Here is a 25,160-nt window from a genome sequence, read left to right as displayed (position 1 = left end):
TTTTTAACGCCTACCTACTTAGTGATCATTGATCAGGTAATCTTGCTTGATCTTTTGATCACTTTTCTAGTAAAATATATGCTGAAACCCCATTACTCAATTAATCTAATTATCTACTCCCATGTTAACAAAAATTATTCTCGGTTTACTTTGGTTAGGCTTCGGATTATACGCTTTTTTACTAGCACCACCCGATCAACCAGATACAATAAATTTAATTATCGATCTTTCCACTGGCAAATGGCAAAATATTAACCCGTTAATTATCGCTCTTTTTAACCTGATGGGAGTTTGGCCACTTATCTACACTAGCCTTTTAATTATCGATGGTCGTGACCAAAAAATCATCGCTTGGCCCTTTACTTTTGCCTCCTTTGCCGTGGGTGCTTTCGCTATTTTACCCTATCTAACTCTCCGTCAACCCAACAGCAATTTTACCGGCAAAAAAAATCTGGTCATTAAACTTTTAGACTCACCTTGGTTAGGAGTAATTGCCCTAATTACTGCGGCAATTTTAATCGCTTACGGATTAATTAACGGCAATTGGTCTGATTTTTGGCATCAGTGGCAAACTAGCCGTTTTATTCATGTTATGAGTTTAGATTTCTGTCTTTTAACCCTATTATGTCCAATTTTGCTGCAAGATGATCTAACCCGACGGGGATTAAAAAATCCTTTCCTGTTGCCGGTAATTTCCCTATTGCCGCTAGTCGGTCCGGCAATTTATTTAATTATTCGTCCTCGCTTAGGGGAGAATTAAGGGTAAATTGCCTTGGGGAAACTCGGCCTAGTTATCAGTTGTTTTTTAACTATTTCTTGACAAGAGAAGTTCATATTTAACAGAAATTATGCTGAGGTTCCCCTAAAATACGAGTCAAGAGATTAATGTCCAGATTAGAAGGAGTGTTTAACCTTGTTAGAGAGTCAAAAACCCCCTCGGATTTACTGCTTTCAGGCTGATTATCTTGCCTGCCAACAATTTAACCCCCAAGAGATTCCCGCTTGGTTATCCTTAGAAGTAAACTGGCAGGGTTATAGAATTCACACCCTACCCTGGGTAGCAGACGTAGCTAGGGTATTAGGATTATTAGCGATCGAAGATACTCCTCAAGGGTGGCAAGATTATTTAGAAAGCTTGGGATTAGCCAAAATTAGGTTAATGGACAGCGAGGAGTTTTTTGAGGATAAATCTTTATCGGGATGTTAAAAATGCCCTATAATTGGCAATTTAGTGATGATTCTACCAGTGAATTTATGCCCTATAAACTACTCTTCGTCTGTTTAGGCAATATCTGTCGTTCTCCCGCTGCCGAGAATATCATGAATTATCTGATTGAACAAGAAGGATTAGGCAATAAAATCCTCTGTGATTCTGCGGGGACTGCCGGTTATCATATCGGTTCTCCTCCTGATTCTCGCATGAATACGGCGGCCAAAAAACGAGGTATTCCTCTGCAAGGGACAGCCAGACAATTTACCCGCGAGGATTTCGATAATTTTGATCTAATCCTAGCCATGGATAAATCAAATTATCAAGATATTTTATCCCTAGATTGGACAGGAAAATATCAAGAAAAGGTCAAGTTAATGTGTGACTATTCCCGTTATCACCCAGAAAAAGAAGTTCCCGATCCCTACTACGGTGGTCGTGAAGGTTTTGACCGCGTAATCGAGCTACTTTTAGACTCCTGTGGCAGTCTTTTGGAGGAAGTAAAAAACAAAATTTAAGTTTTTTCTTTCAGCTAATCGATTAATCTATGTTCGAGGGAAAAACGAACCAATTCGGCCCGATTGTTAGTAATTGTTTTTCTGAGTAAACTACTAACATATTTCTCGATCGTGCGAGAACTAAGATGCAGTTTTTGCCCAATTTCACTATTAGAAAGTCCCCGGGCTAAATGTTCTAACACTTCCCGCTCGCGATTAGTTAACTTAAAATCGTCCTGTAAAGAAGAAGTTAAAACATCCCTAGTTTTGGGGCTTTCTTCCGGTTTTAATTTCTGATATTGACGTTCACTTTGCACCATTTGCGCTCGCTCTAAAAGATTGCGAATAACCGCTTTTAATTCCTCCATCTCAAAAGGTTTAGGAAGATAGATATCACAACCCACTTGATAACCGCGAATTCTTTCCTCTGTTGACCCTCTTTCGGTTAAAAAAATTACTGGTAATAACCTAAATTCTGGCTGTTGCCGCACCTTAGTCACCAAAGAATAACCGTCTAAACGCGGCATTTTGATATCCGATACCAAAAGATGGGGATGATAGGTATCCAATAAATTCAAAGCTTCCAAACCATTGCTCGCAGCCACCACACTATAACCTGCTAATTCTAAATAGTCTTTGACCGCTAGGCGGATACCGGGGTCATCATCGGCAATTAGAATCAAAAGAGGCATAGAAATTAACAGGACAAGGTTTTTTCAGTATTGATAGCCTAGCACCCTCCGCTCGTCACAATTGTCCATCAAGCTACAGAGGCGGTTGCAACTGATATTATACTAGCAGTAACCAGTTTTTTCAGTGATCAGATGTGAGTTTTTAGCTTTTTTCTCCCCATCTCCCCACTCCCCCAACCCCTTGTTTACTTTTTACTTAAGATGACAGATTATTTAGTTTCCCTGACAATTTGGGCGGGTATTTACGCAATTTTTGCCCTCGGTTTAAATCTACAATGGGGATTTACTGGCTTAATTAACTTTGGTCACGTTGCTTTTGCCACTTTAGGGGCTTATGCAACGGTTTTATTAACTTTACAGGGTGTACCGATGATTTTTGCCGCCATTGTCGGAGCGATCCTAGGGGCATTGTTGGGATTAGCTATCGGTTTTTCCACCCTGAGATTAAGAGCCGATTATCTAGCGATTGTCACCATCGGGGTGTCTGAGTTAATTCGTTTGCTGGTGCTTAACGAGGATTGGTTAACGAAAGGCAGTTTCGGACTACAACGTTATCCCCTACCTTTGGATATAAATCCCAGTTTTTCCGTTAAATTATTAATTATTGCCCTGTTTACCCTGCTTGCTATTTTTGCTCTCTGGCAATTGGGGCGCAATCTGCAACGACAATGGCGCGAAGCTGGGCAAATTAGCGGTAAAAGCTATCAACCGACGCAAAAGAGAGCTTTAATCTTTTGGGGGTTGTTAGGGGCGATAATACTGCTTTTTCTGTATATAAACGGCGTAATTGCCTTGAATGACTATAATTACAAAGCGGGGCTGATGGTGGTAGTTTTAGTCCTCCTCGCTCTCGTTTATACTGGTTTAGAATTACTTTTGCGATCGCCTTGGGGACGCATCCTCAAAGCGATTCGGGAAGATGAAGAAATTCCCCGGGCTTTGGGAAAAAATGTCTTTTGGTATAAGTTACAATCTTTGATGTTAGGCGGTGCGATCGCTGGTTTGGCCGGGGCTTTTTTAGCCTGGCAATTAACCACTATTTACCCGACTAATTTTGAACCGTTATTGACTTTTAACGCTTGGATTATTATCATTCTCGGTGGCTCTGGTAGCAATGCCGGCACCTTACTAGGATCAATAATTTTCTGGGCTTACGATTCCCTGACTCGCTTTATTCTACCCCAATTAGATATTTTTAATGATAGCCAATTAGGGGCTTTACGGATTATGATTATCGGTCTGCTGCTCATGGTTTTAATGATCTGGCGCCCCCAGGGTATCCTCGGCAAAAAAGAGGAGTTAACTTTGGGAAAATAATTTCAGTTATCAGTTATCAGTTATCAGTTCACTGTTTACTGAAAACACTTCATAATTCATAATTCATAATTCATAATTCATATATGTTACTTTCTGCCAAAGGATTATCGAAAAGTTTTGGGGGCATTCGCGCCGTCAATAATGCTTATTTGGAGGTGCCGCAGGGCAGCATCACCGGGTTAATCGGACCAAATGGAGCCGGCAAAACTACACTTTTTAACCTTTTATCTAATTTTATTCGCCCGGATAAAGGAGAAGTTTTTCTTGATGGTCAGCCCATTCATCAGCTGCCTCCCTATCAAATTGCCCTGAAAGGATGTGTGAGAACTTTTCAAGTCGCCAGGGTATTATCCCGATTAACGGTGTTAGAAAATATGCTCTTAGCTAGTCCTGGACAAACGGGAGAAAATTTTCTGAAAGTCTGGTTTCAGGGGGCAAAAATTCGCCAACAGGAACAGGAAAATCGTGACAAAGCTTTGGACATATTAGATTCGATCGGTCTGGTAGAGAAAGCGCAGGATTATGCGGGAGCTTTATCGGGAGGACAGCGGAAATTATTAGAGATTGGCCGAGCGCTAATGACCGAGCCAAAATTAATTTTATTAGATGAACCAGCCGCCGGAGTTAATCCCACTTTAATCGGTCAAATCAGCGACCATATTATTGAATGGAATCGTCAGGGAATTACCTTTTTAATTATCGAGCATAATATGGATGTGATTATGTCCCTTTGTCACTACGTTTGGGTATTAGCAGAAGGGACAAATTTAGCCGATGGCATTCCCAGCGAAATCCAAAAAAACGAGCGGGTTTTAAAGGCTTATTTAGGAGACTAAAGCTAATTTTTGCACCTGTTCAACAAAGTTAGCCAGAATTTTTAAGCCATTAGTCGAGGATTTTTCCGGGTGAAACTGCACCGCTACCAAACGATCACGAGCGATCGCTGCTGTCACCGTTTGACTGCCGTGGGTGACGGTAGCGGCAGTCAGATGACTATCAAGGGGATCGACATAATAGGAATGGACAAAATAGACGTGAGGATGGGGGGGTAATCCCTGCCAAAGAGCATGATCCGGCTGGGTGAAGTCTAATTGATTCCAACCCATGTGGGGAATGGTAATGCCCGGTTCCGAGCGAAAACGGCGCACTGTCCCCGGAATAATCCCTAAACCCGCCTCTTGTCCTTCCTCCGATGAGTCAAAGAGAATTTGTAAACCGAGACAGATACCGAGAAAGGGTTTACCATTAGCGATCGCCGCTTTGATCGGTTTTTCGAGATGACGAGCGCGAATTTGCCGGACAGCAGGATCAAAAGAACCGACTCCGGGTAACACAATAGCGTCAGCTTTTTCCAGATCTAGGGGAGAATCGGTAATTTTCGGCACTGCACCCACGGTTTCCAGTCCTTTACAGGCAGAGTGCAGATTTCCCATGTCATAATCGATGACAGCGATTAAGGTCATTGCTATATACTGATCAGGCGATGACCTTATTTTAGAGCAATCACACTACTAAATTAGCCCTTGACTCAAAAGTTGTTAAATGGGATTTGAACCCGCAACCAGCTACTTACAAATCAGCCCTGCATAACTGATAAAACCCTTTTCCCACAACAAACACAGGGCCATCTCAATCCTTGACAATCGCTTTCGCCAGAATTACAGCCAGCCGAGAGATTGTCTTCCCTAGTCGATGAACCTCTGGTTAAACTTTATCTTGATGAGAAAAGCTGTAACACAACTAAAGTTTTTAAATTGAATAATCGATAACTTTCTCACTTTTATTGTCAAAATCAGTGAGTAAGGTCGCTTTTCTCGGTTTTAAATGTACCGTTTGTTCTGGTTGTAACTGTAATTGCTTGTATTCCTCACGATTGAGGTAAGCCACCACCATTTCCCCATCGGCTAACATTAATTCTACTTGTATTTCCCAGCCTAAATGAATAACTCTTTTTACCACTGCCCAACTATTCAACCCATCTTGATTGGGCATAATTTCCAGGTCGTGGGGACGGATAAAAACGGTGGAATTATGCCCCTGATGATGCCCATTTCCTAATCCTGCTAGATTAGGTAAGATATTCACTTCCCCAATAAACTGCATCACAAAAGGTGTGGCGGGATGATCATAAATTTCGGCGGGAGAACCCACCTGTTCAATTTTACCATGATTCATCACAACAATCGTATCGGCCACTTCCATTGCTTCCTCTTGATCGTGGGTAACAAAAACACTGGTAACGTGAACTTCTTCGTGTAAATTTCTCAGCCATACCCTTAATTCTTTTCTAACTTTTGCATCTAAAGCTCCAAAGGGTTCATCTAATAATAATACATTCGGTTGAATGGCTAAAGCGCGGGCTAAAGCTACTCGCTGCCGTTGTCCTCCCGATAATTGGGCGGGATAGCGATCGCCTAATCCTTGTAATTGAATTAATTCTAATAATTCCTCAACTTTTTTCTTAATTACTGGCGATTTTTGCTGGCGAATTTCTAGACCAAAAGCAATATTTTGACGAACAGTTAAATGTTTAAATAGGGCATAATGTTGGAAAACAAAGCCGATATTTCTCCGTCTAGGATCCAGATGGGTGGTATCTTGCCCGTTAATGATAATTGCGCCACTGTCGGGACTTTCTAATCCCGCAATTGAACGTAATAAGGTGGATTTTCCCGATCCCGATGGTCCGAGGAGGGCGACTAATTTACCTTCAGGAATGGTTAAACTGATATTATCTAAGGCTTGAAAATTGCCGAAACGTTTAGAAACTTGCTGGATAGTAATACTCATTTAGGTTAATTGTAGTTAAGTAGTGTGAATTTTGTGGGCGGTTTTACGTTCGAGAATTTCTTTGATAATTAAAGTAACTCCCGCTAGTAAAGCTAGAATAGCCGCCGCACTAAAAGCGGCAGGAGTGAGATAATTTTTATAAGCCTGTTCTACGAAAATTGGCAGGGTAGCAGTTCTCCCTAAAATACTGCCAGAAACCACAGAAACCGCCCCAAATTCTCCCATCGCCCGGGCATTAGTTAACAGCACTCCGTACATCAATCCCCAACGAATATTGGGTAAAGTGACGCGCCAGAAAATCTGCCAATCATTTGCGCCTAAAGTGCGCCCCGCTTCCTCTTGTTCTAAGCCAATTTCTTCTAAGACTGGGATAACTTCTCTAGCCACAAAAGGCATAGTAACAAATATAGTTGCTAATACCATTCCGGGTAAAGCAAAAAGTATTTTTATACTGAAAAGTTCTAGAAAAGAACCTAACCAACCATTGCGCCCATAGAGCAGTACAATCATTAAACCCGCTACCACGGGAGAAACGGCAAAAGGTAAGTCAATTAAACTAATTAATAAAGTTTTACCACGAAATTGATTGCGAGCAATTACCCAAGCGGCACAAAGTCCAAAAATTGTGTTTAAAGGTACAGTAATTAGGGCAATAATTACTGTTAATCTTACCGCTTCGATAAAGTCAGAAGTTCCCGCCGCTTCTAAAAAAGCTTGGAATCCATTGCGAAAAGCATAGTAAAATACTGCCGCTGCGGGAATAAATAATAATAGTGCCAGATAGACAAGAGCGATGATAATTAGTAGGGGTTTGTAATCCCGCTCTTTCGGTTTAGTTGATTTTTTTAGACTCAGCATTTTGATCTGTCTCCGGTTATACTCTAATGTTTTTTACCCTTTACTTAACTCTGTATTTTTGCCCCCATTGCTGCAGGAAATTAATTACTACTAACATGAACAGAGAAACCAGCAATAAAACCATGCCGATTACTGTCGCCCCCGTGTAATCATATTCCTCTAGTCTTTGAAAGATTAAAACTGGGGCAATTAAATCCTTAAAGGGGATATTAGAGGAGATAATAACTACAGAACCATATTCACCGATCGCTCTGGCAAAACCGAGGGCAACTCCTGTTAAAATAGCGGGTAGTATTGTGGGAAAAATCACTCGCCAAAAGATTTGCCAAGAGGAAGCACCGAGGGATAAAGCCGCTTCTTCTACCTCTTTTTCCATTTCCTGTAAAACCGGCTGTAAGGTGCGGACAATGAAGGGTAAAGCGATAAATAACATCGCCACAAAAACCCCTAAAATGGTAAAGGATATCTTAATGCCAAAGGGGGCAAAAAATTGACCGAGCCAACCGTTATCACTGTAAACTGTGGCGAGGACTAAACCAGCAACAGAAGTGGGTAAAGCAAAGGGCAAATCTACACAAGCATCGACAATTTTTTTACCTGGGAATCGATAACGCACTAATACCCAAGCGATAATAGTGCCGAAAACTCCGTCAATTAATCCAGCAATTAAGGAAGTCAAAAAAGTGACTTGGTAAGCGGATAAAGAAATCGGTAAAGTGGCAACACGCCAAAATTCAGCAAAACCAAGGGTTAGGGATTTAGCAAATAGTGCCGCTGCTGGTAAAACCAACAAAACCACTAGATAACTAATGGTAATTACCCAAGGAATAGAAACTTTTTTCAGGGGTTGACTGGGAGATAAAGATAATTGTGGGTTAGCCATTGTTTATTATTGCTAGAGATTACCAATTGTCCGCTTCTTCAAGAACTTGTGCTGAATCATACCAAACTTCTACATCTAAATCTGCCAGATAGGAAAGGGCATTTTCTATACCTTGAGAGTTGCCTTGTAGTTGTAGATCAAACCAGCCATCTTGATTATTATTGGCAGCTAACAAAGCGGAAAATATATTCACTTTTAGACCTGGAAAAGACCCTAAACGTGCTATAATTGGCTCGTTAATATATTGTTTGGGAACCCGAATTTTTATCCGTCGGGAAGTGGGGCGATCAAGTCCAGATTGATCGAGATGTAAGTCACTTTGGGGATGATTAATAGTCTGCCATTGAGGTTGATTATCCATGGTTTTTCTCCTTAAGATTTACCAGCTTTAGTCAGAATTTTATCGAACAAGGCTCCATCTTCAAAGAATTGTTTTTGTACCTTATCCCAACCGCCTAAATCCTGCACGGTAAAGAGATTTTTTATCTGAGGAAATTTACTCTCAAACTCTTTAACTATCGTCGGTTCAACGGGACGAAACCCCACCTGAGCAAATTCTCTTTGGGCTGCGGGAGTAAATAAAAACTGCACAAAGGCCTCGGCCACTTTTCTCGTACCTTTTTTATCCACATTGGCATCAACAACCGCCACGGGATTATCAATAGAAATATTGTAATCGGTGGGAACAGTATAAGCTAAATTCTCGCCTTTTTGGTTAGCGAGAATCATCTCATTTTCGTAATTAATCAGCACATTTCCCTGGCCTTGTTTAAAAAATACATCACTAGATTCGCGAGCATCTCTAGGTAAAACTGGCGCATTTTTAAACACTTTTTCGACAAAAGTTTGCGCCGCTTGCTCACTGCCTCCCGCTTGTGTCACCGAACCCCAAAGAGCGAGAAAATTCCAGCGCGCTCCGCCGGAAGTCTTGGGATTAGCGGTAATAACTTTAATATTATCCTTGGCTAAATCTGACCATTTATTAATTTTAATATTGGCATCGCGAGGGACAAAAGCCACTACAGATTTATGAACAATAGAGTCATTGGGTGCTTCTTTTTCCCAACCGGGTTGAATTAATCCCGCTTGCTCAATTTTCTTGGTATCCAAAGCTAAAGCCAACGCTACCACATCCGCTTCTAAACCATCGATAACGGCACGAGTTTGGGAACCGGAACCGCCATAACTCTGTTCAAAAGTGACTTTTTGCCCCGTTTTTTGTTGCCATTCCTCGACAAATTTGGGAATGATTTTTTCGTAGGCACTTTGGGTGACAGCATAGGAAACAAGTGTCACAGTCACGGGTTTTTGGCTGTCATTGCCGCTATTGGTGGGGGATGGGGTACAAGATGCCAGCATTCCTCCCGTCAGGACAGTTGCCATGAGTAGGGATAAACAAGACTGGGATGACTGCATCGGCGGCGCTCCTAAGCTTTACTCTGAGGTTGTATCTGTTTTCAGGTGTAGTTTAATCCTACAGCATGGGAAACAAAATTTCAATACATTTATAAAACAAATTGGAAATAAGGTGATAACAAGGGAAACTGTGAGAAGATGGAATCAGTGCTACATCTAGGTTTGAGACTATGGGCAAGAGCGTCAAAGCCAAAAAAACAACCCTCCTACAACAACTGATTAACCAGAGTTTTCTCTTTCGCGGACTAGAGGAGGCTTGGTTAAGTCAGTATCTCGATGCCGACAATCTCAAGCTAGAGACGCTATTTTCCAATCGTCCCGTCTATACGGCTTTTCTCCCCGATGAATTTCTAGATGTTTTGTATGTGATTTTGAATGAGGGTGTAATCGTCGTCCGCAGCACCCCCCTCGACCGGATTATTGCCATTACCTACCCCGGTGGCTGTTTTGGCATGAGGAGTTTACCCTTTAGTTATGGTTTAGCCAGTCGCGCCTTTCCCTGTTTGGTGGAATCCTATAAAACTACCCACGTCCTGAAAATTCCCTTATCGGCGCTAGAAAAGATTTACAACGATAACGAAAGTTTTCGTCAACGGTACTGTTTTTTATTTGAATTACAGCAAAAATTCGAGTATCATTTGCTTAATTGCAGTAGCTATCCACCCCAAGCTGTAGCCACTTTACTGAGAGCCTTAATCTATCAAGAAAGAGAATTAGGCAGTCAACCAGATGCCGAAAATATCTATACTTTTGATCTATCCGTCGATGTGATTGCTCGCGCTTGTCAACTCAATCAACGCACCGTCGAACAGGTATTAAAAGGATTGCAAAACGTGGGATTAATTGCCTCAGAATCGACGGGGGATTTAATTCGGGTACTGGATGCCGAGGGTTTAAAAGAAGTTTACAGTGCCACCAGAGATAAAGTTAATTGGTGGCCCCTAAGATAAGTAGGTTTGGCCTTATTTATTATTGCCATTGACAGCGCTTTAAGGCATCTTCCGCAGCCGCTTTGGTGGCATCCTGTTTCCGTTTGCCTTTACCTGTACCATAGAGAAGGTTATTAACCCGCACTTCGGCAGTAAATTCCCTAGCGTGGGGGGGTCCTGTCACATCGATGATCGCATATTCTGGATTAGAGGCGAAATTGGCCAGCGCCCACTGTTGAAAGAGATTTTTGACATCGATAAAAGATGGCGATTCCGATTGTTGAGAGACTAAATGAGAGGCTACAGGGATAAAAAGCCCGTGCAGATAGTTTTTAACCGCATTTAACCCCGAATCTAGATAATAAGCCCCAATTATCGCTTCAAAAGTGTCCGCTAATAGGGTAGGATTCGATCGCCCCCGATCTTTAATTGCCCCCTTACCCAAACGCATTAACTCCCCCAGTCCGATTTCGATGCCTAATTGCGCTAATTGTTCTTCTTTGACCAAATTTGACCGCAAACGGGTTAATTCTGCCTCGTTCATGGCGGGATATTTTTGATACAAAAGTTCGCCCACCAAAAAAGCCAAAATCGCATCGCCCAAAAATTCTAGGCGCTCGTTATTTTCCGTCAATTGGGACTGTTCATTAACATAGGAACGATGGGTTAAAGCTTGGGTGAGAAGGAGAGCATTTTGAAAAGGAGGCAAACAAGACATTACAGAAATGATCAAGTCAAGAGCATTTCTTATCTTAATCTGACCCCACCCCGAATAGATGAGACGAACGATCTTTTTTTTACTGTTTTTTCCAGCTAGTTTAGGCATAATCTCCCAAATATTCTCACCGGAAAACCTATCCGCTGCTATTCTTGCCCTAGGTACCCTGGTGATGTGTATAGAACAGGCACGCATGGCAGCGGTGGACTTGGCAGAAATTGCCCAATTTCAGCAAAAAACCAGCGATACTCGCCTTGATCGCTTTTTTATGGTTACAATTAGTACAATTGTTTTAGAATTGTCGGGCTTTTATGTGGCTGCCCTCTGGATAGGATGGGGAGCTTTAATAGTTTTAGTCAGTCAAATTTGGTTTCAATGTTTAGCCAAAATTCAACTGCAGCCAACCACAGAAAAAATTATTGACCATGGCATAGGGCCACGTTTACCCATCTTACTCGCTGACGGAATCGGCATAATCTTCGTGGCTTTCTGGTTAGCCAAAATCCTCCCCCTAATTATGGCCATAACTTTAACGACAATGTTATTAATCTACGGCTCTATTAAGTATCTTTTCAGAACTGGGGAGGGGAGAGAAAGGAACCTCCAGAGACGGCAATCCCTATAAATGGGCGCTCAGAGACTCTGACGCAGTTTAAATTCAGTACAGCTTACCACAACCGACAGGGAGGCGAGTTGCACCGGCGGGTATTTTATCTTGAATGTCGGGGTGAAGACCCTCGCTTGAGCGCGACGGGATGAAACCCCGACCAGTATAAAACAGCACTTCGACAAGCTCAGTGACACGAAGCACGACATTTCGACACATTTCGACAGGCTCAATGTAAAGGCTCAATGTAAGAGCTTCGGTGTTTACAAAATCTTGACAATCCGATGCTCTACAGGTTAAGATAAAATAAGTTGTTTGAGGTCGATAAACAATGATTGTCTTAGAAATGAAAGCCGTGGTCAAACCAAGTCAGTGTTCTGCCATTGATGAAGCTATTCGTACAGTACAATTCATCCGTAATAAGGCTTTACGACTTTGGATGGACGCCAAGAGAGAAGACAAAATCGATAAATATTCTCTCAATAAATATTGTGCAGTTCGCGGCCATTCAGTTCAAGTTTGTCGATACTCTAAATTCTACTGCTAGACAAGCATCGGCCGAACGAGCTTGGTCGTCTATTGCTCGTTTCTATGACAATTGTAAGAAAAAAATAAAAGGTAAAAAAGGTTATCCTAAGTTTCAGAGAAATAATCGTTCTGTGGAATATAAAAACTGTGGTTGGAAACTATCGGAGGATAGAAAGAAAATAACTTTCACAGATAAAAAAAACATTGGCACGGTTAAACTGAAAGGAACCAGAGACCTAAACTTTTACCCTCTAGACCAAATTAAACGAGTTAGGATTGTTAAACGAGCGGATGGTTATTATGTCCAATTCTGTCTTAGCGTTGATATTTGGGAATATGCTAAACCCCTAGAACCAACAAAAAGATGTGTGGGATTGGATGTAGGTTTAAAAGTTTTCTACGCTAACAGTGATGGGGAAACGGTAGAGATACCGCAATACTATCGTAAGGCAGAAAAAAGATTAAATCGTCTAAATCGGAAGAAATCTAAAAAGTTTAGAAAAGGTCAACCCCAATCAAACAACTACCAAAAAGCTAGAAAGAGATATGCTAAAAAGCATTTAAGAGTAAGTAGGCAACGTAAAGGCTTTGTCGAAAAAGAGGCATTGCGCGTCATTAAATCTAACGATTTCATCGCTTACGAAAACTTAAATATTCAAGGCATGGTAAAAAACTCTAGACTAGCTAAATCTATCAATGATGTTGCTTGGTCAACTTTTCGACAATGGTTAGAATATTTTGGGTTTAAATATGGTAAGGCTACGGTAGCAGTAGCCCCCCATAACACGAGTCAAAATTGTTCTAATTGTGGTCAAAAAGTAGCTAAATCTCTATCTACTAGAACCCATGTTTGTCCCCATTGTGGCTATGTAGAAGATAGAGATATTAACGCCGCTATTAACATTTTGCAAAAGGGACTAAGTACGGTAGGGCATACCGGAACTCACGCTTGGGGAGAGATTCCCTCTGGTTTGGTTGGATACGTCCTGCCAGATTAAGGAAACTCTATGAACCAAGAATCCCTCGCTTTTAGCGATGGGAGTGTCAATCTCTCGTCCGAGTCCTGACGAAATCCCCTTAAGCCGAACTGACGTTATATTAAAAAAGTAAGGCAATTATAATAAGAAAGTAACCACGATGAATGTCTCTCTTACCCCTGAACTGGAACAATGGGTTCAAAATAAAGTTAAAAGCGGACGGTATCACTCTGTCAGTGAGGTCATTCGGGAAGGGTTGCGCTTACTCGAAGAACGAGATCTCCTACGGCAAGTCAAGTTAGAACGTCTCCGTGACGATATTCGCCAAGGTGTAGAAAGTGGTGAGGTGACCCCCCTTGATATGGAAGAAATTATAGGAGAATGTCGTGCTGAGGCCGGGGATACTTTATGAGCCTCATTCTCAGAAGCCCTCAAGCCAAATTAGACCTTAAAGGAATTTGGTTTTACATTGCCAATGATAATAGACAGCGTGCGGATGCGTTTTTACGCAAGTTAGACGAGAAAATCAAAAACCTCGCTAACACGCCTTATATGGGCAGAAATCGTGATGAATTGATGCTCAACTTAAGAAGTTTTCCTGTAGGCTCTTATGTCATTTTTTACCGCCCCATCGAAGAAGGCATTGAAGTTATCAGGGTTCTTCATAGTGCCCGTGATATTGAAGATATTTTTGCCGATCTCGACGAAGATAATATCCAGCCGAATTAGAAACTCATCGGCAAGAGGAAAAAGCTGATCGTCCAGAAGCGGAGACAGAGGAGCCTAAACCCAAGAATCGCCGCACTAGCTAACACGACTCATAATAACCTCTTTATTCTCAATCCCATCGGCAGGAATTTCCTGACTGCCCAGTTGTTGAAACTCCCCTAGTAACTGAAAAAAACGCTCAAATCCTTGCTTTTCATCTGGACAATAGAGCAGGATAATTTTAGCCCAAGCATTAGATGTATGAAGATTGTATTTCTTTTCAACAAACTGATGAAACTCTTGATAAAATCTCATCTCTTCTACCGTCGGTTCAATTCCTAACTCCCGCCTAGCAGTTTTATAGCCTGCTAAAAACATAAACAAATCCGACAGGGAAGGACGACCAATATACAGTCCGGGTCTAGCTTTAATCTTGGCTAAAATATCAAACAATCCGACTTTAACTTCCATGTTTACCATTCTCTCCTTTCAGTAATCATAAATTCCTCACTTTGACAATGAAAATCTTTCAGCCAATCATCTCGTGTCATCCCTTTAGGAGAAAGATTATCAAATATTCTTCCCCTCACTTCTACCCCATAGTGTTTTCCATTAGACATCGACCTAATATAATTTAAAGCCTGTAAGCTTTTATTGTGAAGATATTCGTCTAAATAAAAATCATTTTAATTGCCTCATAGTTTTTCCATGAAATTGAATTAGCAACGAAAGACATACACTTTAGGGTCGAACTATTTAATTAGTACAAGATAAAAAGATGGGCTGTAACTAGGTTATCGCTCTTGGAGATGTCTAACAAACTTTAATCTAAGTTAAGGGCGATCGCACCTAATGAAAAAATGATCGCCATATCTATTTTTTAAAAAAGAGGATAAGAGAATATACAATTAAAGGGATTACAAATAATACCAACAAAATAAACAGAATAATCGGATTTTGCTCGAAAAAGCCTTGAAGAAGTTGTGGTCCGAACAATTTTAACACCTCCTCTATAAATGTCTTAACTTGTCCTCCACTAAATGAATAAGCAGCTTGAGACCTAATCAATAGGAAAAAAAGACTAACGAGAGGAAAAGTTAGTCCCCAAAAAAAGTATTTTAAGAATTTTAATTGCATATACTTGCTTGAATAACTAATATGTTTTTGCTGTAATTATTTTTCCTTAATTCAAAAAGCGATCGCTCCTATTAGCCTCCAGCAGCAGCAATAAGTATTCCTAAGAAAAATGAAATAATAGTAAAGATAACACCAGCAATTGTCCAATTTTTCTGAGTTGATTTAAAATGTTCAACACTTTCCCATCTTTTATTTTTCCATGCCAATTCATTACCGTTAATTCCCATATAAATTGCAACAAATAAACCTACAAAAGGAGTAGCAGATAGTAATCCTATCCAAACGTTATTACCAATAGACCAAAAAAAACATATCAAAAAAGCTCCCCAATTCCAACCTTTAATTTCCTTGGGTACAGATGCTCTAGTTCCAGATGGATTATTATATGGGGAATAATCATAGTTAGGCAAATGCGGCATATTGGGAATAATCGGATTGTTATTATTGGGTAAAGGCGGAATTTGAGGAAAATTATTGGGTAAAGCTGGAATAGAATCCTTTGGAAATAGTTCGTTAACCGTAGATGCAGATAGCCATTGAGGCATCCCTTCTTGCCAAACAATAGTTTGGCTATTTAGCAAACCTCTGTTTATAAGATCAATCAATTGCTCTTTAGGGATAGGACCAATTATATTTTTGCCATCAACGCAATAATACCATGTCATATTTTTTATCCAAATTTATTTCAAATTATCCTAGTTAGTAGCAATCCCTTAAAATCATGAACTGTTATAGTAGTAGAATGGACTAGCTATTTCAGCATTTTTTCGTATGAGATGGTAAAACACACCTCCCAAAGCCAATAGAATCAAAATGATGACATTTTTAATCATAGTTGCTAACAAAATTTGTTAATTTTTTAAACTACTCTTTCTTGAAGCAATAAGGCCCACCATAGCTACATCTTCTACACTCCCAAATATTTCCATATTTATCACGCACTAAATAATAGTTACACTTTGAGTCACCACCAGTGGTTGGACTAATATATACTGGATCTACTGGTTGTGCTAACACAGGAGTGTTAGAATTAAATACAGGAAATATTCCCGATAAAATTACGGACGTTGTTAATAAAAACTTTTTCATTTTTCCTCGAATCAATTTATATGTTTGTTTAGTCTAGGAGAGCCGTAAAATGTAGGTTGGTTTGAATACATGAAACCCAACGAATCAAGATAGAGAATAATCATCAAGTTGAATTTGGATTACGGTATGCAACCCAACCGACAAGCTAACAGTAATAAACATAAGATACTGGAGTATTTCCTTGAAAGTGTTGACAAACTCTGTATGGTCGTCCATAATAGTAGACTGTACCGTACCTTACATATGTTTGTCCTGAGTTGACAAATCTTTGGGCTTGTTGTCCTGATAGTACTGCCCCTGTTGCTGCTACAACAATAATTCCCGTCTGTCTTCCAGCACCAGCGGCGAAGTTTTCTGCCCAGATGCGAGCTAAGGATTTTGATACTTGGCGACCTATAGCGGCACTTTGAGAATTTGCTGGTGGAATTGAAACAATAATTGATGTAATGATGTATGGGGATATGCAGATAAAAGGAATAATTTTTGACAAATTGAAGATATTTTTCATAATTAGTTGTAACCTCCTTAATTAATTGTGCTTTATTTTTTATTAGCAGTCACCGTAATCATCATAGTCATCAAAAGAACTTTCATAGTAAGTATAAGGACTACCCAACTCTGCTAATTCTTCTATTTTTTCTATTTCAATGTTATGATTTAACCTGTTAATCTCTCTTTGTAATGTATAATCTGAGCTAACAAGGTTGTCACTATCAGTTGAAGATGTCTGTGTTGGAATTGGTTGATAATTAAGTAGTGTGTTTGCCTCGCTTATGAGATCGTTAGTTTCATTTAAAACATCTTGGACTTCTTTGTTCTGTCCATGATAATTAGGTTGAAAGTTCATAATTTAGTATTTTCGATTTTTAGATTGTTAACTGCCATCATCGCAAAGATTTTTTTCAACCACCACCAGATTTCACCTGATGTTTTGTAAAGAAATGTTAAGACAATACCAGAAATGACTTGATCTTGTTTTACGATAACTGACTTATAATATAGGTAACAATTTATTCACTTTCACACCATGAAGGATAGTTTACACTTGTTGCGCTTTATCGAAGATTTATTGATAGAGGAAGATGGGCAAAGTCTTAGTGATATTCAGCGACACATTATTGAAGAGTTATTAAACGGCAAAACCTATAAAGAAATTGCGGATAGTTATGGTTATGATGAGAAACATATTGGCGATGTGAGTAGAAACAAAATATTTAAGGTTTTATCTAAGCAATTAGGATTAGAAGAAAAAGAGCTTAATAAATCTAATTTCCGTTGGACTATCGAAAAAGCAGTTAATTCTCAACTTTTTTTTACGTTACACAAAAATATTAATTATTGTGTAACGTCTCCTCAACCTGACACCATTAAGCCGATTGAAAATAAAGAGAAATTTTCGTCAGAAACATTCTATCATGATTTAAGTTTAGCTCCAAAGATAAACCGTAATTTCTGCGATCGCTTTTCAGAATTAGAAATCTTAGCACAGAAAATATTAACCGAAAACAAGCCTTTAATTTCTGTATTAGGATTAAGTGGAATTGGGAAAACTACCTTAGTTAGACATTTTGTGGAATTAAATTTAGAAAAATTTGAAGTAATTATTTGGCAAAATCTAAAAATAGCCAATTGTTTAGACACAATTATTACTGACATTTTTACCAAAATTAATAGAGATTTTATCTTAAATAATCACGATGAATTGACTTTATTTTTAAAATTATTACAACAGAAAAAGTGTTTGATTATTTTTGACAACGTACAGGAGTTATTTAGAGAGGGTGAATTAGCAGGGCAATATCAAATTAAATATAGAGATTATCAAAAATTATTCTCAATAATTTCTAACGAAATTGAACATCAAAGTAGTTTAATTTTAATTAGTCAAGAGCGATGTTCAGAAATGTATTATTCAGATGAAAAATTAGATTTACTTGAATTACAAGGTTTAAATAATCGGGCAATCCTCAATAATTTAGGTTTAGAAGATGAGGAAAGTTGCTTAAAGCTAGTTCAAATGTACGAAAGAAATTTATCCTATTTAAAAGATATTGCTGTTTTAATTAAAGATGTTTATCATGGTTGTGTGAGTGAATTTTTACAAGAGGAAAATATTCTTATTACAGCAAAAATAAAGGGAATTTTAACTGCAATAATTAAGAGATTATCACCAATTGAAAAACAAATTATTCAAGCCTTAAGTAACCTAGAAAAAGATTGTTCAAGAAATGAATTAAAATCAAGTTTAGATTTATCGGGAGATGACTTTATTAAAGGGTTACAATCTTTACAAAAAAGATATTTATTGACTGAGATTAAAGAATCAGAAATCTTGTTTAATCTATCTCCTGTGTTTAAAAAATATATCAAAGATACAGGTATCTAAATAAGCGGCGGTTATCAATTTTTTACCTCATGAACTTTGCACTAACCCGATGTCTAAATTGGTTAAAATACTCGCATATCCCTCTTAATCAGGATTAGATGCTTGTTCATAGGCAATTCGTAACTGCTGATAAGCATCCCGTAGCCTAGTGTAATACCATTGCCGTGTCAGAAAATCATCTTGGGCAGCCTGTCGTCGCAAAGCTGCCACTAAGGATTGTTCTGCGCTTAAATCGCTTTCTACCATAGAACGACTGGGATAAACACCTCAGCGTTGAGCTTGCCGCTAGAGGATTTGAGTGCATTTTTCTCTCAGACATCAGCCCTCCTCTGCTAAGATGATAATCATTATCATTTTAACTAGCAATGGTCAATCAAATTAGGCATCCTCTGACAGAAAGCCCCGTTATCGAAGAAGATTCGCAAAAAATCGTAAAAATACGCCATACTTGCGCCCATATCTTAGCAATGGCCGTACAAACTCTCTTTCCTGAAACCAAAGTCGCTATTGGTCCCTGGACAGAAACGGGATTCTACTACGATTTCGATCGCCTAACACCCTTTACCCCCGAAGATTTGGAGAAAATAGCGGCAGAAATGGGGCGAATTATCGGGAAAAACCTGCCAATTATCCGAGAAGTGGTGGAAAGAAGCGAAATTACGGCAGAAATTGAACGCCTTAATCAACCCTACAAAAAGTTAATTTTAGAGAGAATTCCCCCAGAAGAAACCATTACCCGTTATTTTATCGGTAGTCCGGACGCAGGACGGAGCGATCGAGAACCCTCGTTAATTGATGGGGTTGTTTCTCCCCCAGAAGAATTTTGGTGGGATCTGTGCGCGGGACCCCATCTCAACTCGACGGGGGAAATTAACCCAGATGCTTTCGTCTTGGAGAGTGTAGCGGGTGCTTATTGGCAAGGAGATGAAAAACAGCCGCAATTACAGCGAATTTACGGCACAGCTTGGCAAACCCCCGCAGAATTACAAAATTATCTCCAACAAAAAGAAGAAGCGCAGCGACGAGATCATCGCAAATTGGGACAACAATTAAAATTATTTAGCATCCAAGAAGATGCCGGTGGCGGCTTAGTTTTTTGGCATCCCCGGGGTGCAACAATGCGTTATTTAATCGAAGATTATTGGCGCCAAGCTCATTTAGAAGCGGGTTATCAATTTCTTTATACTCCCCATGTGGCTAATTTAGATCTGTGGAAAACTTCTGGACATTGGGACTTTTATCGCGACAATATGTTTGAGGCGATCGAGTTAGAACAGCAAAGCTATCAAATTAAGCCGATGAATTGTCCTTTTCATGTTTTAACCTATCAAAATGACCTGCATTCCTATCGAGAATTTCCCCTAAGATGGGCGGAATTAGGAACAGTTTATCGTTACGAGCGATCGGGGGTTTTACATGGATTAATGCGGGTAAGAGGTTTTACCCAAGATGATGCTCATATTTTCTGTTTACCCGAACAAATTGCCGCAGAGATTCTAGGAGTTTTGAACTTAACCGAGAAAATTCTCTCCGATTTTGGCTTTACTAATTATCAGATAAATTTATCGACTCGTCCCAGTAAATCCGTGGGTAGTGATAGTGTTTGGGAATTGGCAACGGCGGCTCTAATTGAGGCCTTAAATGCTAAAAAGTGGGATTATATTGAGGATCAGGGAGGTGGGGCTTTTTATGGTCCCAAAATTGATATAAAAATTCAAGATGCGATCGGTAGAATGTGGCAATGTTCCACGATTCAGGTCGATTTTAACTTGCCAGAACGCTTTGATATGCAATATGTAGCTAGGGATGGTAGTCGCGAAAGACCGATTATGATTCATCGAGCTATTTTTGGCTCTTTGGAAAGATTTTTTGGTATTTTAATCGAGAATTATGCGGGGGATTTTCCTCTCTGGTTAGCACCTATTCAAGTCCGTTTATTACCCGTTAGTGATGAACAACAGGATTATGCTTTAGAGGTAGCAATGCGGTTAAAACAAGCTGGTTATCGAGTGGAAATCGATAAAAGTGGTGAGCGTTTAGGTAAACAAATTCGTACAGGAGAACTAGAAAAAATCCCTGTCTTAGCTGTGATTGGAAAACGAGAAGTTAGCAGTGAAACTCTAAGCATTCGTACTCGACAAGGGGGTGATTTAGGTTCGATGAAGCTGGCAGATTTATTAGAAAAAATGCAAACAGCGATCCTATCTAAAACTAATCTCTGAAACTTTTGTGTAAACCAGCAAATCTCTGTATTTATTTTTAATGATCAATTAGTGGAGATCGATACCTTCACGGCGAATTTAACAGGGTTGAGAAAAGCCTATTTTCTGCCAATTAATTAACTTAAAAGTGGGTTAGCTGCCATGAGTTCTTTGATAATTCCTCTCTCCGATTCCCTCCCTTGCTTGCCTAAATCGGGAATGCCTATCACGATTATTACTGGTTTTTTGGGTAGTGGAAAAACCACCCTGCTAAATCATATTCTCGACAATAAAGAAGGGTTAAAAGTGGCCGTATTAGTCAATGAGTTTGGGGATATTAATATTGATTCTCAATTGCTTGTTTCCATCGATGAAGATATGGTAGAATTAAGTAATGGCTGTATTTGTTGTACGATTAATGATAGTTTAATTGAGACAGTCTATCAGGTCTTAGAAAAAGAAATACCCGTGGACTATCTAATTATTGAAACCACAGGATTAGCCGATCCTTTGCCAATTATACTCACTTTCCTAGCCACGGAATTAAAATATCTGACTCGCTTAGATTCTATTATTACCCTCGTTGATTCTGAAACCTTTACTGCGGATCATTTTGATAGTAATATTGCCCTTAGTCAAATTCGTTATGGTGACGTGGTAATTCTCAATAAAATAGATCGAGTCAGTGGCAAAAAATTAGATAATCTAGAAAAGTTTATTCGTCGAGAAAAACAGGGTATAAGACTACTAAAAAGTAGTTATGGTAAGGTTCCTTTGGGTTTATTGTTGGATCTGGGTTTAACTAAAGAAGAATTGTATAAAGACCAGTTTAGAGACTTTCAAAAAAATCGCCAAAGCTCCAGTGATAACCAATCTCCTGAAGACTTTAATTTTGTCTCCTTTGTTAGCGATAAACCATTTAATCTAGATAAATTTGAGCCTTTTCTCACGGAAAAAATTCCAGTAAATGTTTTTCGAGCTAAAGGGATTCTCTGGTTTCAACAAAGCGATTTAAAACATATTTTTCAATTGAGCGGTCTTCGTTACGATCTGCAAGCGGTAGAATGGGATACATCTCCTCAGAATCAGTTAGTTTTTATCGGCAGAAATTTAAATAAAGAGGAAATCTTGACACAACTAAACGAATGCTTGGCTAGTTCTCAAAAAATTCAAAAGTACAAACTATGAATAGACCTCTTGCAGAAATCAAAAATCGTTTTTAGGGTTAGGAGTCAGTAGTCAGTAGTCAGGAGAATTAAGAATGAATAATAATCAATTAAATGGTCTATTTACACATTTTATGCCATTTTTTGCCGTTTTTGAACTCTCAAAAATTAATTATGCAAGAACTCTAATGATTTATGGATAAAAACTTTAAAATTTAACGAACCCTCGATCCCATGGTTTTACGTCTCTTTGTTCTCCAAGTTCATTATCGCAAACCCTTGCACTTTACGGAAGCGGCGATCACAATTAAAAACGAGGGGAATTACCTTAGTTGATTTACCCGATGGACAAAGCCAATGGTATCCTAGAGAAAAGAGCCATAACCATGATTAATATCCCAAGAAACCGCCAATTTTTCCCAAAATAACCTTACTAAGTCGAGAGGATTGGTTAAGGAAGATTACTTGCCCCAATCTAACTTATGCTAGAATGATTATCATTACCACAATAAAGAAGGAGCAAAATGATTATCGTGGTGACGGGGGGTATAGCTGCGGGAAAAACCCATTGGATTCGCCAACAAATCGCCCAAAGCAAGCAGCCAGGTCTATATTTTAGTCCCCAGACGGAAACTTTTCCCATTGATCACCTCACTTTACAGAGTGACTTTCCCCAGTTGTCCTCTATTTCTAGGGAAGAAGAAGACCTTTTGAGCAGTTTATCCATGGAAAACACGATCTACATGGAAGTACCATGGCATTTAGACACGCAATCCCTCGAAAGCTTTCTAAAACCCCTCAATTGTCATCGGGTAGCGATTACGTCTCCAGAAGAAGAAATCCCCGAAGGACAAGTGCCCGTCGATGAAATTGTCTTCAGTCCCGTCAAAACAACAATAAAAGGCGATCAATGGTTAAAAAAACGAGAAATACAGATTTATAGAGCCGTTTTAACGGGAGAAGTCCTCGATTTTTCCAGTTTAACCACCTTTTGGACAGAATTAACCCAAGGTGCCTATGGGGAAGTGCTGCGGGTTAAAAGTATCTTCGATATCATCGATGGTCAGTGTATTTATGGGGAATTTATGGATGAATGGCCAGAAAAAGACTTTCAAAGCTTAAATGTCCCCTTAAATCTCGATGGGAGACCGAATCGCTTTAGTGGGATTGAAATCGTCGGTCGCAATCTCGATAAACCGATAATTGCCGATACCCTTAGTGATTGTTGTCTGTCCGATGAGGCACTTTTTTATTATCAACAACAATTTCAAGAATCTTTAGAGCCAGAAATGGAGTTAATCTGATGAAAATAGCCGTTTTATCCTGTATTCATGGCAATATGCCCGCTTTTAATGCTGTTTTGCAAGATTTAGACCAACAGGGTTGTCAAGAAATCTACTGTTTAGGGGATTTAGTTGGGTATGGACCCCATCCTAACCAAGTGGTGGAAAAAATCCGTCAACTGGGGATTACTACAGTACAAGGGTGTTGGGATGAGGATATCGTTGAGGGATTAAATGCCTGTGAGTGCAGTTATCCGTCGCTTTTAGCAGAAAAACGGGGTAGATTAGCTCATGAGTGGACAAATCAAATAATCACCCCAGAAAACCGTAATTATTTGTCAAAACTGCCCGAAATTTTTAAGCTAGATCACCTCTGTTTTGTCCATGGTAGTCCCCAAAGTAACCATGAGTATCTTTTAGCCGAAATGGACGCTTTTACGGCTTTAGAACGGGTTTTATCGGTAGATACAGAGGTTTTATTCTGTGGACATACCCACATCCCCTACATTCGCACTCTCGACGCGGGAAGCTTGCAAATAAAAGTTTATCAACCCGATGGGGAACAGTCGCGGCAATTTACCACACCGGTTAAACGTATCATCAACGTGGGATCGGTGGGAGAACCGCGTCACGGTCGTCCAAATGCCACCTATGTGATTTACGATCGAGAAACGGCAGCGGTACAACTGCGAGAAGTGGCCTATAACTATCAGGAAACCTGTCAGGCTATTTTAGCATCGGGTTTACCTCCTATTTTCGCTTGGCGATTGGCTAAGGGTCTAGAATATGCGGAAAAAGCCGATGATCCGACTCATGTTTGCGAACGTTAATTTGTGATAAATCAAGAAATTATGTGGGCAATTTTAAGCGGTATTCAAGGCAATTTACCAGCCTATCAAGCGGTCTTGGAAGATATTCAGCAACGGTCAGTTACTGTAGAAAATTTATATATTTTAGGAGATTTTATCGGTGTTAATCCCGATAGTGAAATGCTAGTAGAACAAATACGTTATCCCACTAAAAATAACTTATATCCGCAGGTTTGTCGGGGATGGTGGGAAGAACAATGTTTAATTTTACACAGTTTAGGAGCCACAGGAGAACCGACGGAATTAATCGATAAACATGGAATTGATAGCACTAAACAACTCTGGGATGCAGTTTCTTTAGAAACGGTGCAATGGTTACGAAATCTCGATTTTGGTTTTGTCGAGTTGGATTGTTTATTAATTCATGGCAGTAGTGTCAGTGTTAGTGAAGAATTAACCCCCGATACTCCCCCATGGCAAATTTTAGATCGACTGCAACGGGTGGGAGTTAATAATCTATTTTGTGGTCGTGCGGGAAAAGTTTTTGATTATTCTTTACAGTCCGCTAATTTAACCAGCACTGTTACTACTTTAGATAAACGGCAACCAAGTCAAACTTTGACGATTCAAGATAAGCGTTTAGTTGGGGTTGGTAGCGTTGGTAAAGAATTAAATAAAGCAGTTTACACTCTCTATAATCCTAGTAATAATTGCGTGGAGTTTAGAACCGTACCTTATTAATCTTTCAGAGATTAATTAAATATTCAAGATTAATTTAAGTAGGTAGGCGTTAAAAATTATCAGACACCCCCCTTATCAAGGCTATCCCTTATAGGGATCTTTCTTAACAATTTTTGCAGTAAGCACTCCAACCCTTATCCTGACTTGATTTCAGTTTTTTCTTTGTCAGTAAGGGTGTCAACAAGGAATATTACAAATTGTTAACCGAGTCTTGAAAG

Annotated in this window: 29 protein-coding genes and 1 pseudogene; 16 read left to right on the top strand and 14 right to left on the bottom strand. The window is 39.5% G+C overall.

The features are described from left to right. Positions 1-121: 121 nt before the first annotated feature. The 3 genes from IM473_RS10340 to IM473_RS10330 all read left to right on the top strand — a co-directional run bounded on the left by IM473_RS10340 (position 122) and on the right by IM473_RS10330 (position 1,728). The gene (locus IM473_RS10340) at positions 122-760 is read left to right on the top strand and encodes a DUF2834 domain-containing protein (protein WP_287657684.1); all 639 of its coding nucleotides are present in this window, start codon (positions 122-124) and stop codon (positions 758-760) included. A 153-nt stretch (positions 761-913) separates the two neighbouring features. Then, positions 914-1,207 carry a hypothetical protein gene (locus IM473_RS10335; RefSeq protein ID WP_045361517.1) on the top strand — a complete coding sequence of 98 codons (294 nt, stop codon included), beginning with the start codon at positions 914-916 and terminating at the stop codon, positions 1,205-1,207. Positions 1,208-1,209: 2 nt separating this feature from the next. After that, a complete protein-coding gene (locus IM473_RS10330) occupies positions 1,210-1,728 on the top strand; it encodes a low molecular weight protein-tyrosine-phosphatase (RefSeq protein ID WP_287657683.1) in 519 nt (172 codons plus the stop codon). 14 nt (positions 1,729-1,742) lie between these two features. Here the strand turns inward: IM473_RS10330 and IM473_RS10325 are convergent, their stop codons facing one another. Next, entirely contained in the window at positions 1,743-2,399 is a 657-nt protein-coding gene (locus IM473_RS10325; protein ID WP_130756602.1) for a response regulator transcription factor, read from the bottom strand. 201 nt (positions 2,400-2,600) lie between these two features. Between IM473_RS10325 and IM473_RS10320 the strand changes: the two genes are divergently transcribed. Then, entirely contained in the window at positions 2,601-3,716 is a 1,116-nt protein-coding gene (locus tag IM473_RS10320) for a branched-chain amino acid ABC transporter permease (RefSeq protein WP_287657681.1), read from the top strand. Positions 3,717-3,799: 83 nt separating this feature from the next. Continuing rightward, positions 3,800-4,552, top strand: coding sequence for an ABC transporter ATP-binding protein (locus tag IM473_RS10315; RefSeq protein WP_287657680.1), 753 nt, complete (start codon positions 3,800-3,802; stop codon positions 4,550-4,552). On the opposite strand, the gene hisH is transcribed toward IM473_RS10315, so the two are convergent. From hisH to IM473_RS10285, 6 genes are all read right to left on the bottom strand, one after another. Beyond that, a complete protein-coding gene (gene hisH, locus IM473_RS10310; RefSeq protein WP_287657678.1) occupies positions 4,541-5,179 on the bottom strand; it encodes an imidazole glycerol phosphate synthase subunit HisH in 639 nt (212 codons plus the stop codon). The genes IM473_RS10315 and hisH overlap by 12 nt on opposite strands. Positions 5,180-5,465: 286 nt before the next feature. Continuing rightward, entirely contained in the window at positions 5,466-6,506 is a 1,041-nt protein-coding gene (locus tag IM473_RS10305; protein ID WP_287657677.1) for a sulfate/molybdate ABC transporter ATP-binding protein, read from the bottom strand. A gap of 15 nt (positions 6,507-6,521) precedes the next feature. Continuing rightward, entirely contained in the window at positions 6,522-7,364 is an 843-nt protein-coding gene (cysW, locus tag IM473_RS10300; RefSeq protein ID WP_002802588.1) for a sulfate ABC transporter permease subunit CysW, read from the bottom strand. Between the two features lie 40 nt (positions 7,365-7,404). Then, positions 7,405-8,247 carry a sulfate ABC transporter permease subunit CysT gene (cysT, locus tag IM473_RS10295; protein ID WP_193959091.1) on the bottom strand — a complete coding sequence of 281 codons (843 nt, stop codon included), beginning with the start codon at positions 8,245-8,247 and terminating at the stop codon, positions 7,405-7,407. A gap of 19 nt (positions 8,248-8,266) precedes the next feature. Continuing rightward, entirely contained in the window at positions 8,267-8,608 is a 342-nt protein-coding gene (locus tag IM473_RS10290; protein WP_002802587.1) for an NIL domain-containing protein, read from the bottom strand. Positions 8,609-8,619: 11 nt separating this feature from the next. Further along, positions 8,620-9,663 (bottom strand): sulfate ABC transporter substrate-binding protein, encoded by a 1,044-nt coding sequence (locus tag IM473_RS10285; RefSeq protein ID WP_287657676.1) that lies wholly within the window; start codon positions 9,661-9,663, stop codon positions 8,620-8,622. Positions 9,664-9,833: 170 nt separating this feature from the next. On the opposite strand from IM473_RS10285, the gene IM473_RS10280 reads away from it, so the two are divergent. Then, entirely contained in the window at positions 9,834-10,613 is a 780-nt protein-coding gene (locus tag IM473_RS10280; protein WP_002794831.1) for a Crp/Fnr family transcriptional regulator, read from the top strand. 19 nt (positions 10,614-10,632) lie between these two features. Here IM473_RS10280 and rnc read toward each other — a convergent pair whose 3' ends face one another. Further along, a complete protein-coding gene (gene rnc, locus IM473_RS10275) occupies positions 10,633-11,310 on the bottom strand; it encodes a ribonuclease III (protein ID WP_287657675.1) in 678 nt (225 codons plus the stop codon). A 58-nt stretch (positions 11,311-11,368) separates the two neighbouring features. On the opposite strand from rnc, the gene IM473_RS10270 reads away from it, so the two are divergent. The 4 genes and pseudogenes from IM473_RS10270 to IM473_RS10255 all read left to right on the top strand — a co-directional run bounded on the left by IM473_RS10270 (position 11,369) and on the right by IM473_RS10255 (position 14,151). Then, positions 11,369-11,935 (top strand): hypothetical protein, encoded by a 567-nt coding sequence (locus IM473_RS10270; RefSeq protein ID WP_287657673.1) that lies wholly within the window; start codon positions 11,369-11,371, stop codon positions 11,933-11,935. A gap of 313 nt (positions 11,936-12,248) precedes the next feature. Further along, a pseudogene (locus tag IM473_RS10265) lies at positions 12,249-13,443 on the top strand (RNA-guided endonuclease InsQ/TnpB family protein). Between the two features lie 139 nt (positions 13,444-13,582). After that, the gene (locus tag IM473_RS10260) at positions 13,583-13,834 is read left to right on the top strand and encodes a type II toxin-antitoxin system ParD family antitoxin (RefSeq protein WP_024969425.1); all 252 of its coding nucleotides are present in this window, start codon (positions 13,583-13,585) and stop codon (positions 13,832-13,834) included. Then, complete coding sequence (locus tag IM473_RS10255) at positions 13,831-14,151, top strand: type II toxin-antitoxin system RelE/ParE family toxin (protein ID WP_287657670.1); 321 nt, start codon at positions 13,831-13,833, stop codon at positions 14,149-14,151. Before IM473_RS10260 ends, IM473_RS10255 begins: the two co-directional genes overlap by 4 nt. Before the next feature lie 75 nt (positions 14,152-14,226). Here the strand turns inward: IM473_RS10255 and IM473_RS10250 are convergent, their stop codons facing one another. The 5 genes from IM473_RS10250 to IM473_RS10230 all read right to left on the bottom strand — a co-directional run bounded on the left by IM473_RS10250 (position 14,227) and on the right by IM473_RS10230 (position 17,203). Then, complete coding sequence (locus IM473_RS10250; RefSeq protein WP_287657669.1) at positions 14,227-14,601, bottom strand: hypothetical protein; 375 nt, start codon at positions 14,599-14,601, stop codon at positions 14,227-14,229. Positions 14,602-14,603: 2 nt separating this feature from the next. Then, positions 14,604-14,750 carry a papain fold toxin domain-containing protein gene (locus IM473_RS10245; RefSeq protein ID WP_353738135.1) on the bottom strand — a complete coding sequence of 49 codons (147 nt, stop codon included), beginning with the start codon at positions 14,748-14,750 and terminating at the stop codon, positions 14,604-14,606. A 588-nt stretch (positions 14,751-15,338) separates the two neighbouring features. Beyond that, positions 15,339-15,932: a DUF4339 domain-containing protein gene (locus IM473_RS10240; protein ID WP_287657667.1), complete on the bottom strand. Its 594-nt coding sequence runs from the start codon at positions 15,930-15,932 to the stop codon at positions 15,339-15,341. 569 nt (positions 15,933-16,501) lie between these two features. After that, entirely contained in the window at positions 16,502-16,864 is a 363-nt protein-coding gene (locus IM473_RS10235; protein ID WP_287657665.1) for a hypothetical protein, read from the bottom strand. Positions 16,865-16,906: 42 nt separating this feature from the next. After that, positions 16,907-17,203, bottom strand: a complete 297-nt coding sequence (locus IM473_RS10230) for a hypothetical protein (RefSeq protein ID WP_287657664.1) — start codon at positions 17,201-17,203, stop codon at positions 16,907-16,909. Between the two features lie 180 nt (positions 17,204-17,383). Here IM473_RS10230 and IM473_RS10225 point away from each other — a divergent pair, with 180 nt between their 5' ends. After that, the gene (locus tag IM473_RS10225; protein WP_287657662.1) at positions 17,384-18,742 is read left to right on the top strand and encodes a helix-turn-helix domain-containing protein; all 1,359 of its coding nucleotides are present in this window, start codon (positions 17,384-17,386) and stop codon (positions 18,740-18,742) included. 84 nt (positions 18,743-18,826) lie between these two features. On the opposite strand, the gene IM473_RS10220 is transcribed toward IM473_RS10225, so the two are convergent. Continuing rightward, entirely contained in the window at positions 18,827-18,988 is a 162-nt protein-coding gene (locus tag IM473_RS10220) for a hypothetical protein (RefSeq protein ID WP_287657661.1), read from the bottom strand. 119 nt (positions 18,989-19,107) lie between these two features. Here IM473_RS10220 and thrS point away from each other — a divergent pair, with 119 nt between their 5' ends. From thrS to IM473_RS10195, 5 genes are all read left to right on the top strand, one after another. After that, positions 19,108-20,964: a threonine--tRNA ligase gene (gene thrS, locus IM473_RS10215; RefSeq protein WP_287657659.1), complete on the top strand. Its 1,857-nt coding sequence runs from the start codon at positions 19,108-19,110 to the stop codon at positions 20,962-20,964. 141 nt (positions 20,965-21,105) lie between these two features. Further along, positions 21,106-22,131 (top strand): CobW family GTP-binding protein, encoded by a 1,026-nt coding sequence (locus tag IM473_RS10210; RefSeq protein ID WP_287657658.1) that lies wholly within the window; start codon positions 21,106-21,108, stop codon positions 22,129-22,131. A 502-nt stretch (positions 22,132-22,633) separates the two neighbouring features. Continuing rightward, positions 22,634-23,413, top strand: coding sequence for a hypothetical protein (locus IM473_RS10205; RefSeq protein WP_287657656.1), 780 nt, complete (start codon positions 22,634-22,636; stop codon positions 23,411-23,413). After that, positions 23,413-24,222 (top strand): metallophosphoesterase family protein, encoded by an 810-nt coding sequence (locus tag IM473_RS10200; RefSeq protein ID WP_002742233.1) that lies wholly within the window; start codon positions 23,413-23,415, stop codon positions 24,220-24,222. Before IM473_RS10205 ends, IM473_RS10200 begins: the two co-directional genes overlap by 1 nt. Before the next feature lie 21 nt (positions 24,223-24,243). Beyond that, positions 24,244-24,942, top strand: a complete 699-nt coding sequence (locus IM473_RS10195) for a metallophosphoesterase family protein (protein WP_002797982.1) — start codon at positions 24,244-24,246, stop codon at positions 24,940-24,942. The last annotated feature ends 218 nt before the right edge of the window (positions 24,943-25,160 follow it).

The sequence above is a fragment of the Microcystis sp. M015S2 genome, from assembly GCF_020245945.1.
Taxonomy (GTDB): domain Bacteria; phylum Cyanobacteriota; class Cyanobacteriia; order Cyanobacteriales; family Microcystaceae; genus Microcystis.
This window is presented reverse-complemented; position numbering and strand designations above follow the sequence as displayed.

Excerpts from the sequence above, each read along its gene's own strand:
- IM473_RS10290 (WP_002802587.1), bottom strand. The coding sequence starts at position 8,608 with ATGGATAATCAACCTCAATGGCAGACTATTAATCATCCCCAAAGTGAC.
- IM473_RS10210 (WP_287657658.1), top strand. The coding sequence starts at position 21,106 with ATGAGTTCTTTGATAATTCCTCTCTCCGATTCCCTCCCTTGCTTGCCT.
- IM473_RS10260 (WP_024969425.1), top strand. The coding sequence starts at position 13,583 with ATGAATGTCTCTCTTACCCCTGAACTGGAACAATGGGTTCAAAATAAA.
- IM473_RS10330 (WP_287657683.1), top strand. The coding sequence starts at position 1,210 with ATGCCCTATAATTGGCAATTTAGTGATGATTCTACCAGTGAATTTATG.
- cysW (WP_002802588.1), bottom strand. The coding sequence starts at position 7,364 with ATGCTGAGTCTAAAAAAATCAACTAAACCGAAAGAGCGGGATTACAAA.
- IM473_RS10240 (WP_287657667.1), bottom strand. The coding sequence starts at position 15,932 with ATGACATGGTATTATTGCGTTGATGGCAAAAATATAATTGGTCCTATC.
- thrS (WP_287657659.1), top strand. The coding sequence starts at position 19,108 with ATGGTCAATCAAATTAGGCATCCTCTGACAGAAAGCCCCGTTATCGAA.
- IM473_RS10250 (WP_287657669.1), bottom strand. The coding sequence starts at position 14,601 with ATGGAAGTTAAAGTCGGATTGTTTGATATTTTAGCCAAGATTAAAGCT.
- IM473_RS10325 (WP_130756602.1), bottom strand. The coding sequence starts at position 2,399 with ATGCCTCTTTTGATTCTAATTGCCGATGATGACCCCGGTATCCGCCTA.
- IM473_RS10270 (WP_287657673.1), top strand. The coding sequence starts at position 11,369 with ATGAGACGAACGATCTTTTTTTTACTGTTTTTTCCAGCTAGTTTAGGC.
- hisH (WP_287657678.1), bottom strand. The coding sequence starts at position 5,179 with ATGACCTTAATCGCTGTCATCGATTATGACATGGGAAATCTGCACTCT.
- IM473_RS10255 (WP_287657670.1), top strand. The coding sequence starts at position 13,831 with ATGAGCCTCATTCTCAGAAGCCCTCAAGCCAAATTAGACCTTAAAGGA.
- IM473_RS10245 (WP_353738135.1), bottom strand. The coding sequence starts at position 14,750 with ATGTCTAATGGAAAACACTATGGGGTAGAAGTGAGGGGAAGAATATTT.
- IM473_RS10305 (WP_287657677.1), bottom strand. The coding sequence starts at position 6,506 with ATGAGTATTACTATCCAGCAAGTTTCTAAACGTTTCGGCAATTTTCAA.
- IM473_RS10340 (WP_287657684.1), top strand. The coding sequence starts at position 122 with ATGTTAACAAAAATTATTCTCGGTTTACTTTGGTTAGGCTTCGGATTA.
- IM473_RS10225 (WP_287657662.1), top strand. The coding sequence starts at position 17,384 with ATGAAGGATAGTTTACACTTGTTGCGCTTTATCGAAGATTTATTGATA.
- IM473_RS10220 (WP_287657661.1), bottom strand. The coding sequence starts at position 18,988 with ATGGTAGAAAGCGATTTAAGCGCAGAACAATCCTTAGTGGCAGCTTTG.
- IM473_RS10205 (WP_287657656.1), top strand. The coding sequence starts at position 22,634 with ATGATTATCGTGGTGACGGGGGGTATAGCTGCGGGAAAAACCCATTGG.
- rnc (WP_287657675.1), bottom strand. The coding sequence starts at position 11,310 with ATGTCTTGTTTGCCTCCTTTTCAAAATGCTCTCCTTCTCACCCAAGCT.
- IM473_RS10285 (WP_287657676.1), bottom strand. The coding sequence starts at position 9,663 with ATGCAGTCATCCCAGTCTTGTTTATCCCTACTCATGGCAACTGTCCTG.
- IM473_RS10315 (WP_287657680.1), top strand. The coding sequence starts at position 3,800 with ATGTTACTTTCTGCCAAAGGATTATCGAAAAGTTTTGGGGGCATTCGC.
- IM473_RS10320 (WP_287657681.1), top strand. The coding sequence starts at position 2,601 with ATGACAGATTATTTAGTTTCCCTGACAATTTGGGCGGGTATTTACGCA.
- IM473_RS10280 (WP_002794831.1), top strand. The coding sequence starts at position 9,834 with ATGGGCAAGAGCGTCAAAGCCAAAAAAACAACCCTCCTACAACAACTG.
- IM473_RS10235 (WP_287657665.1), bottom strand. The coding sequence starts at position 16,864 with ATGAAAAATATCTTCAATTTGTCAAAAATTATTCCTTTTATCTGCATA.
- cysT (WP_193959091.1), bottom strand. The coding sequence starts at position 8,247 with ATGGCTAACCCACAATTATCTTTATCTCCCAGTCAACCCCTGAAAAAA.
- IM473_RS10195 (WP_002797982.1), top strand. The coding sequence starts at position 24,244 with ATGTGGGCAATTTTAAGCGGTATTCAAGGCAATTTACCAGCCTATCAA.
- IM473_RS10200 (WP_002742233.1), top strand. The coding sequence starts at position 23,413 with ATGAAAATAGCCGTTTTATCCTGTATTCATGGCAATATGCCCGCTTTT.
- IM473_RS10230 (WP_287657664.1), bottom strand. The coding sequence starts at position 17,203 with ATGAACTTTCAACCTAATTATCATGGACAGAACAAAGAAGTCCAAGAT.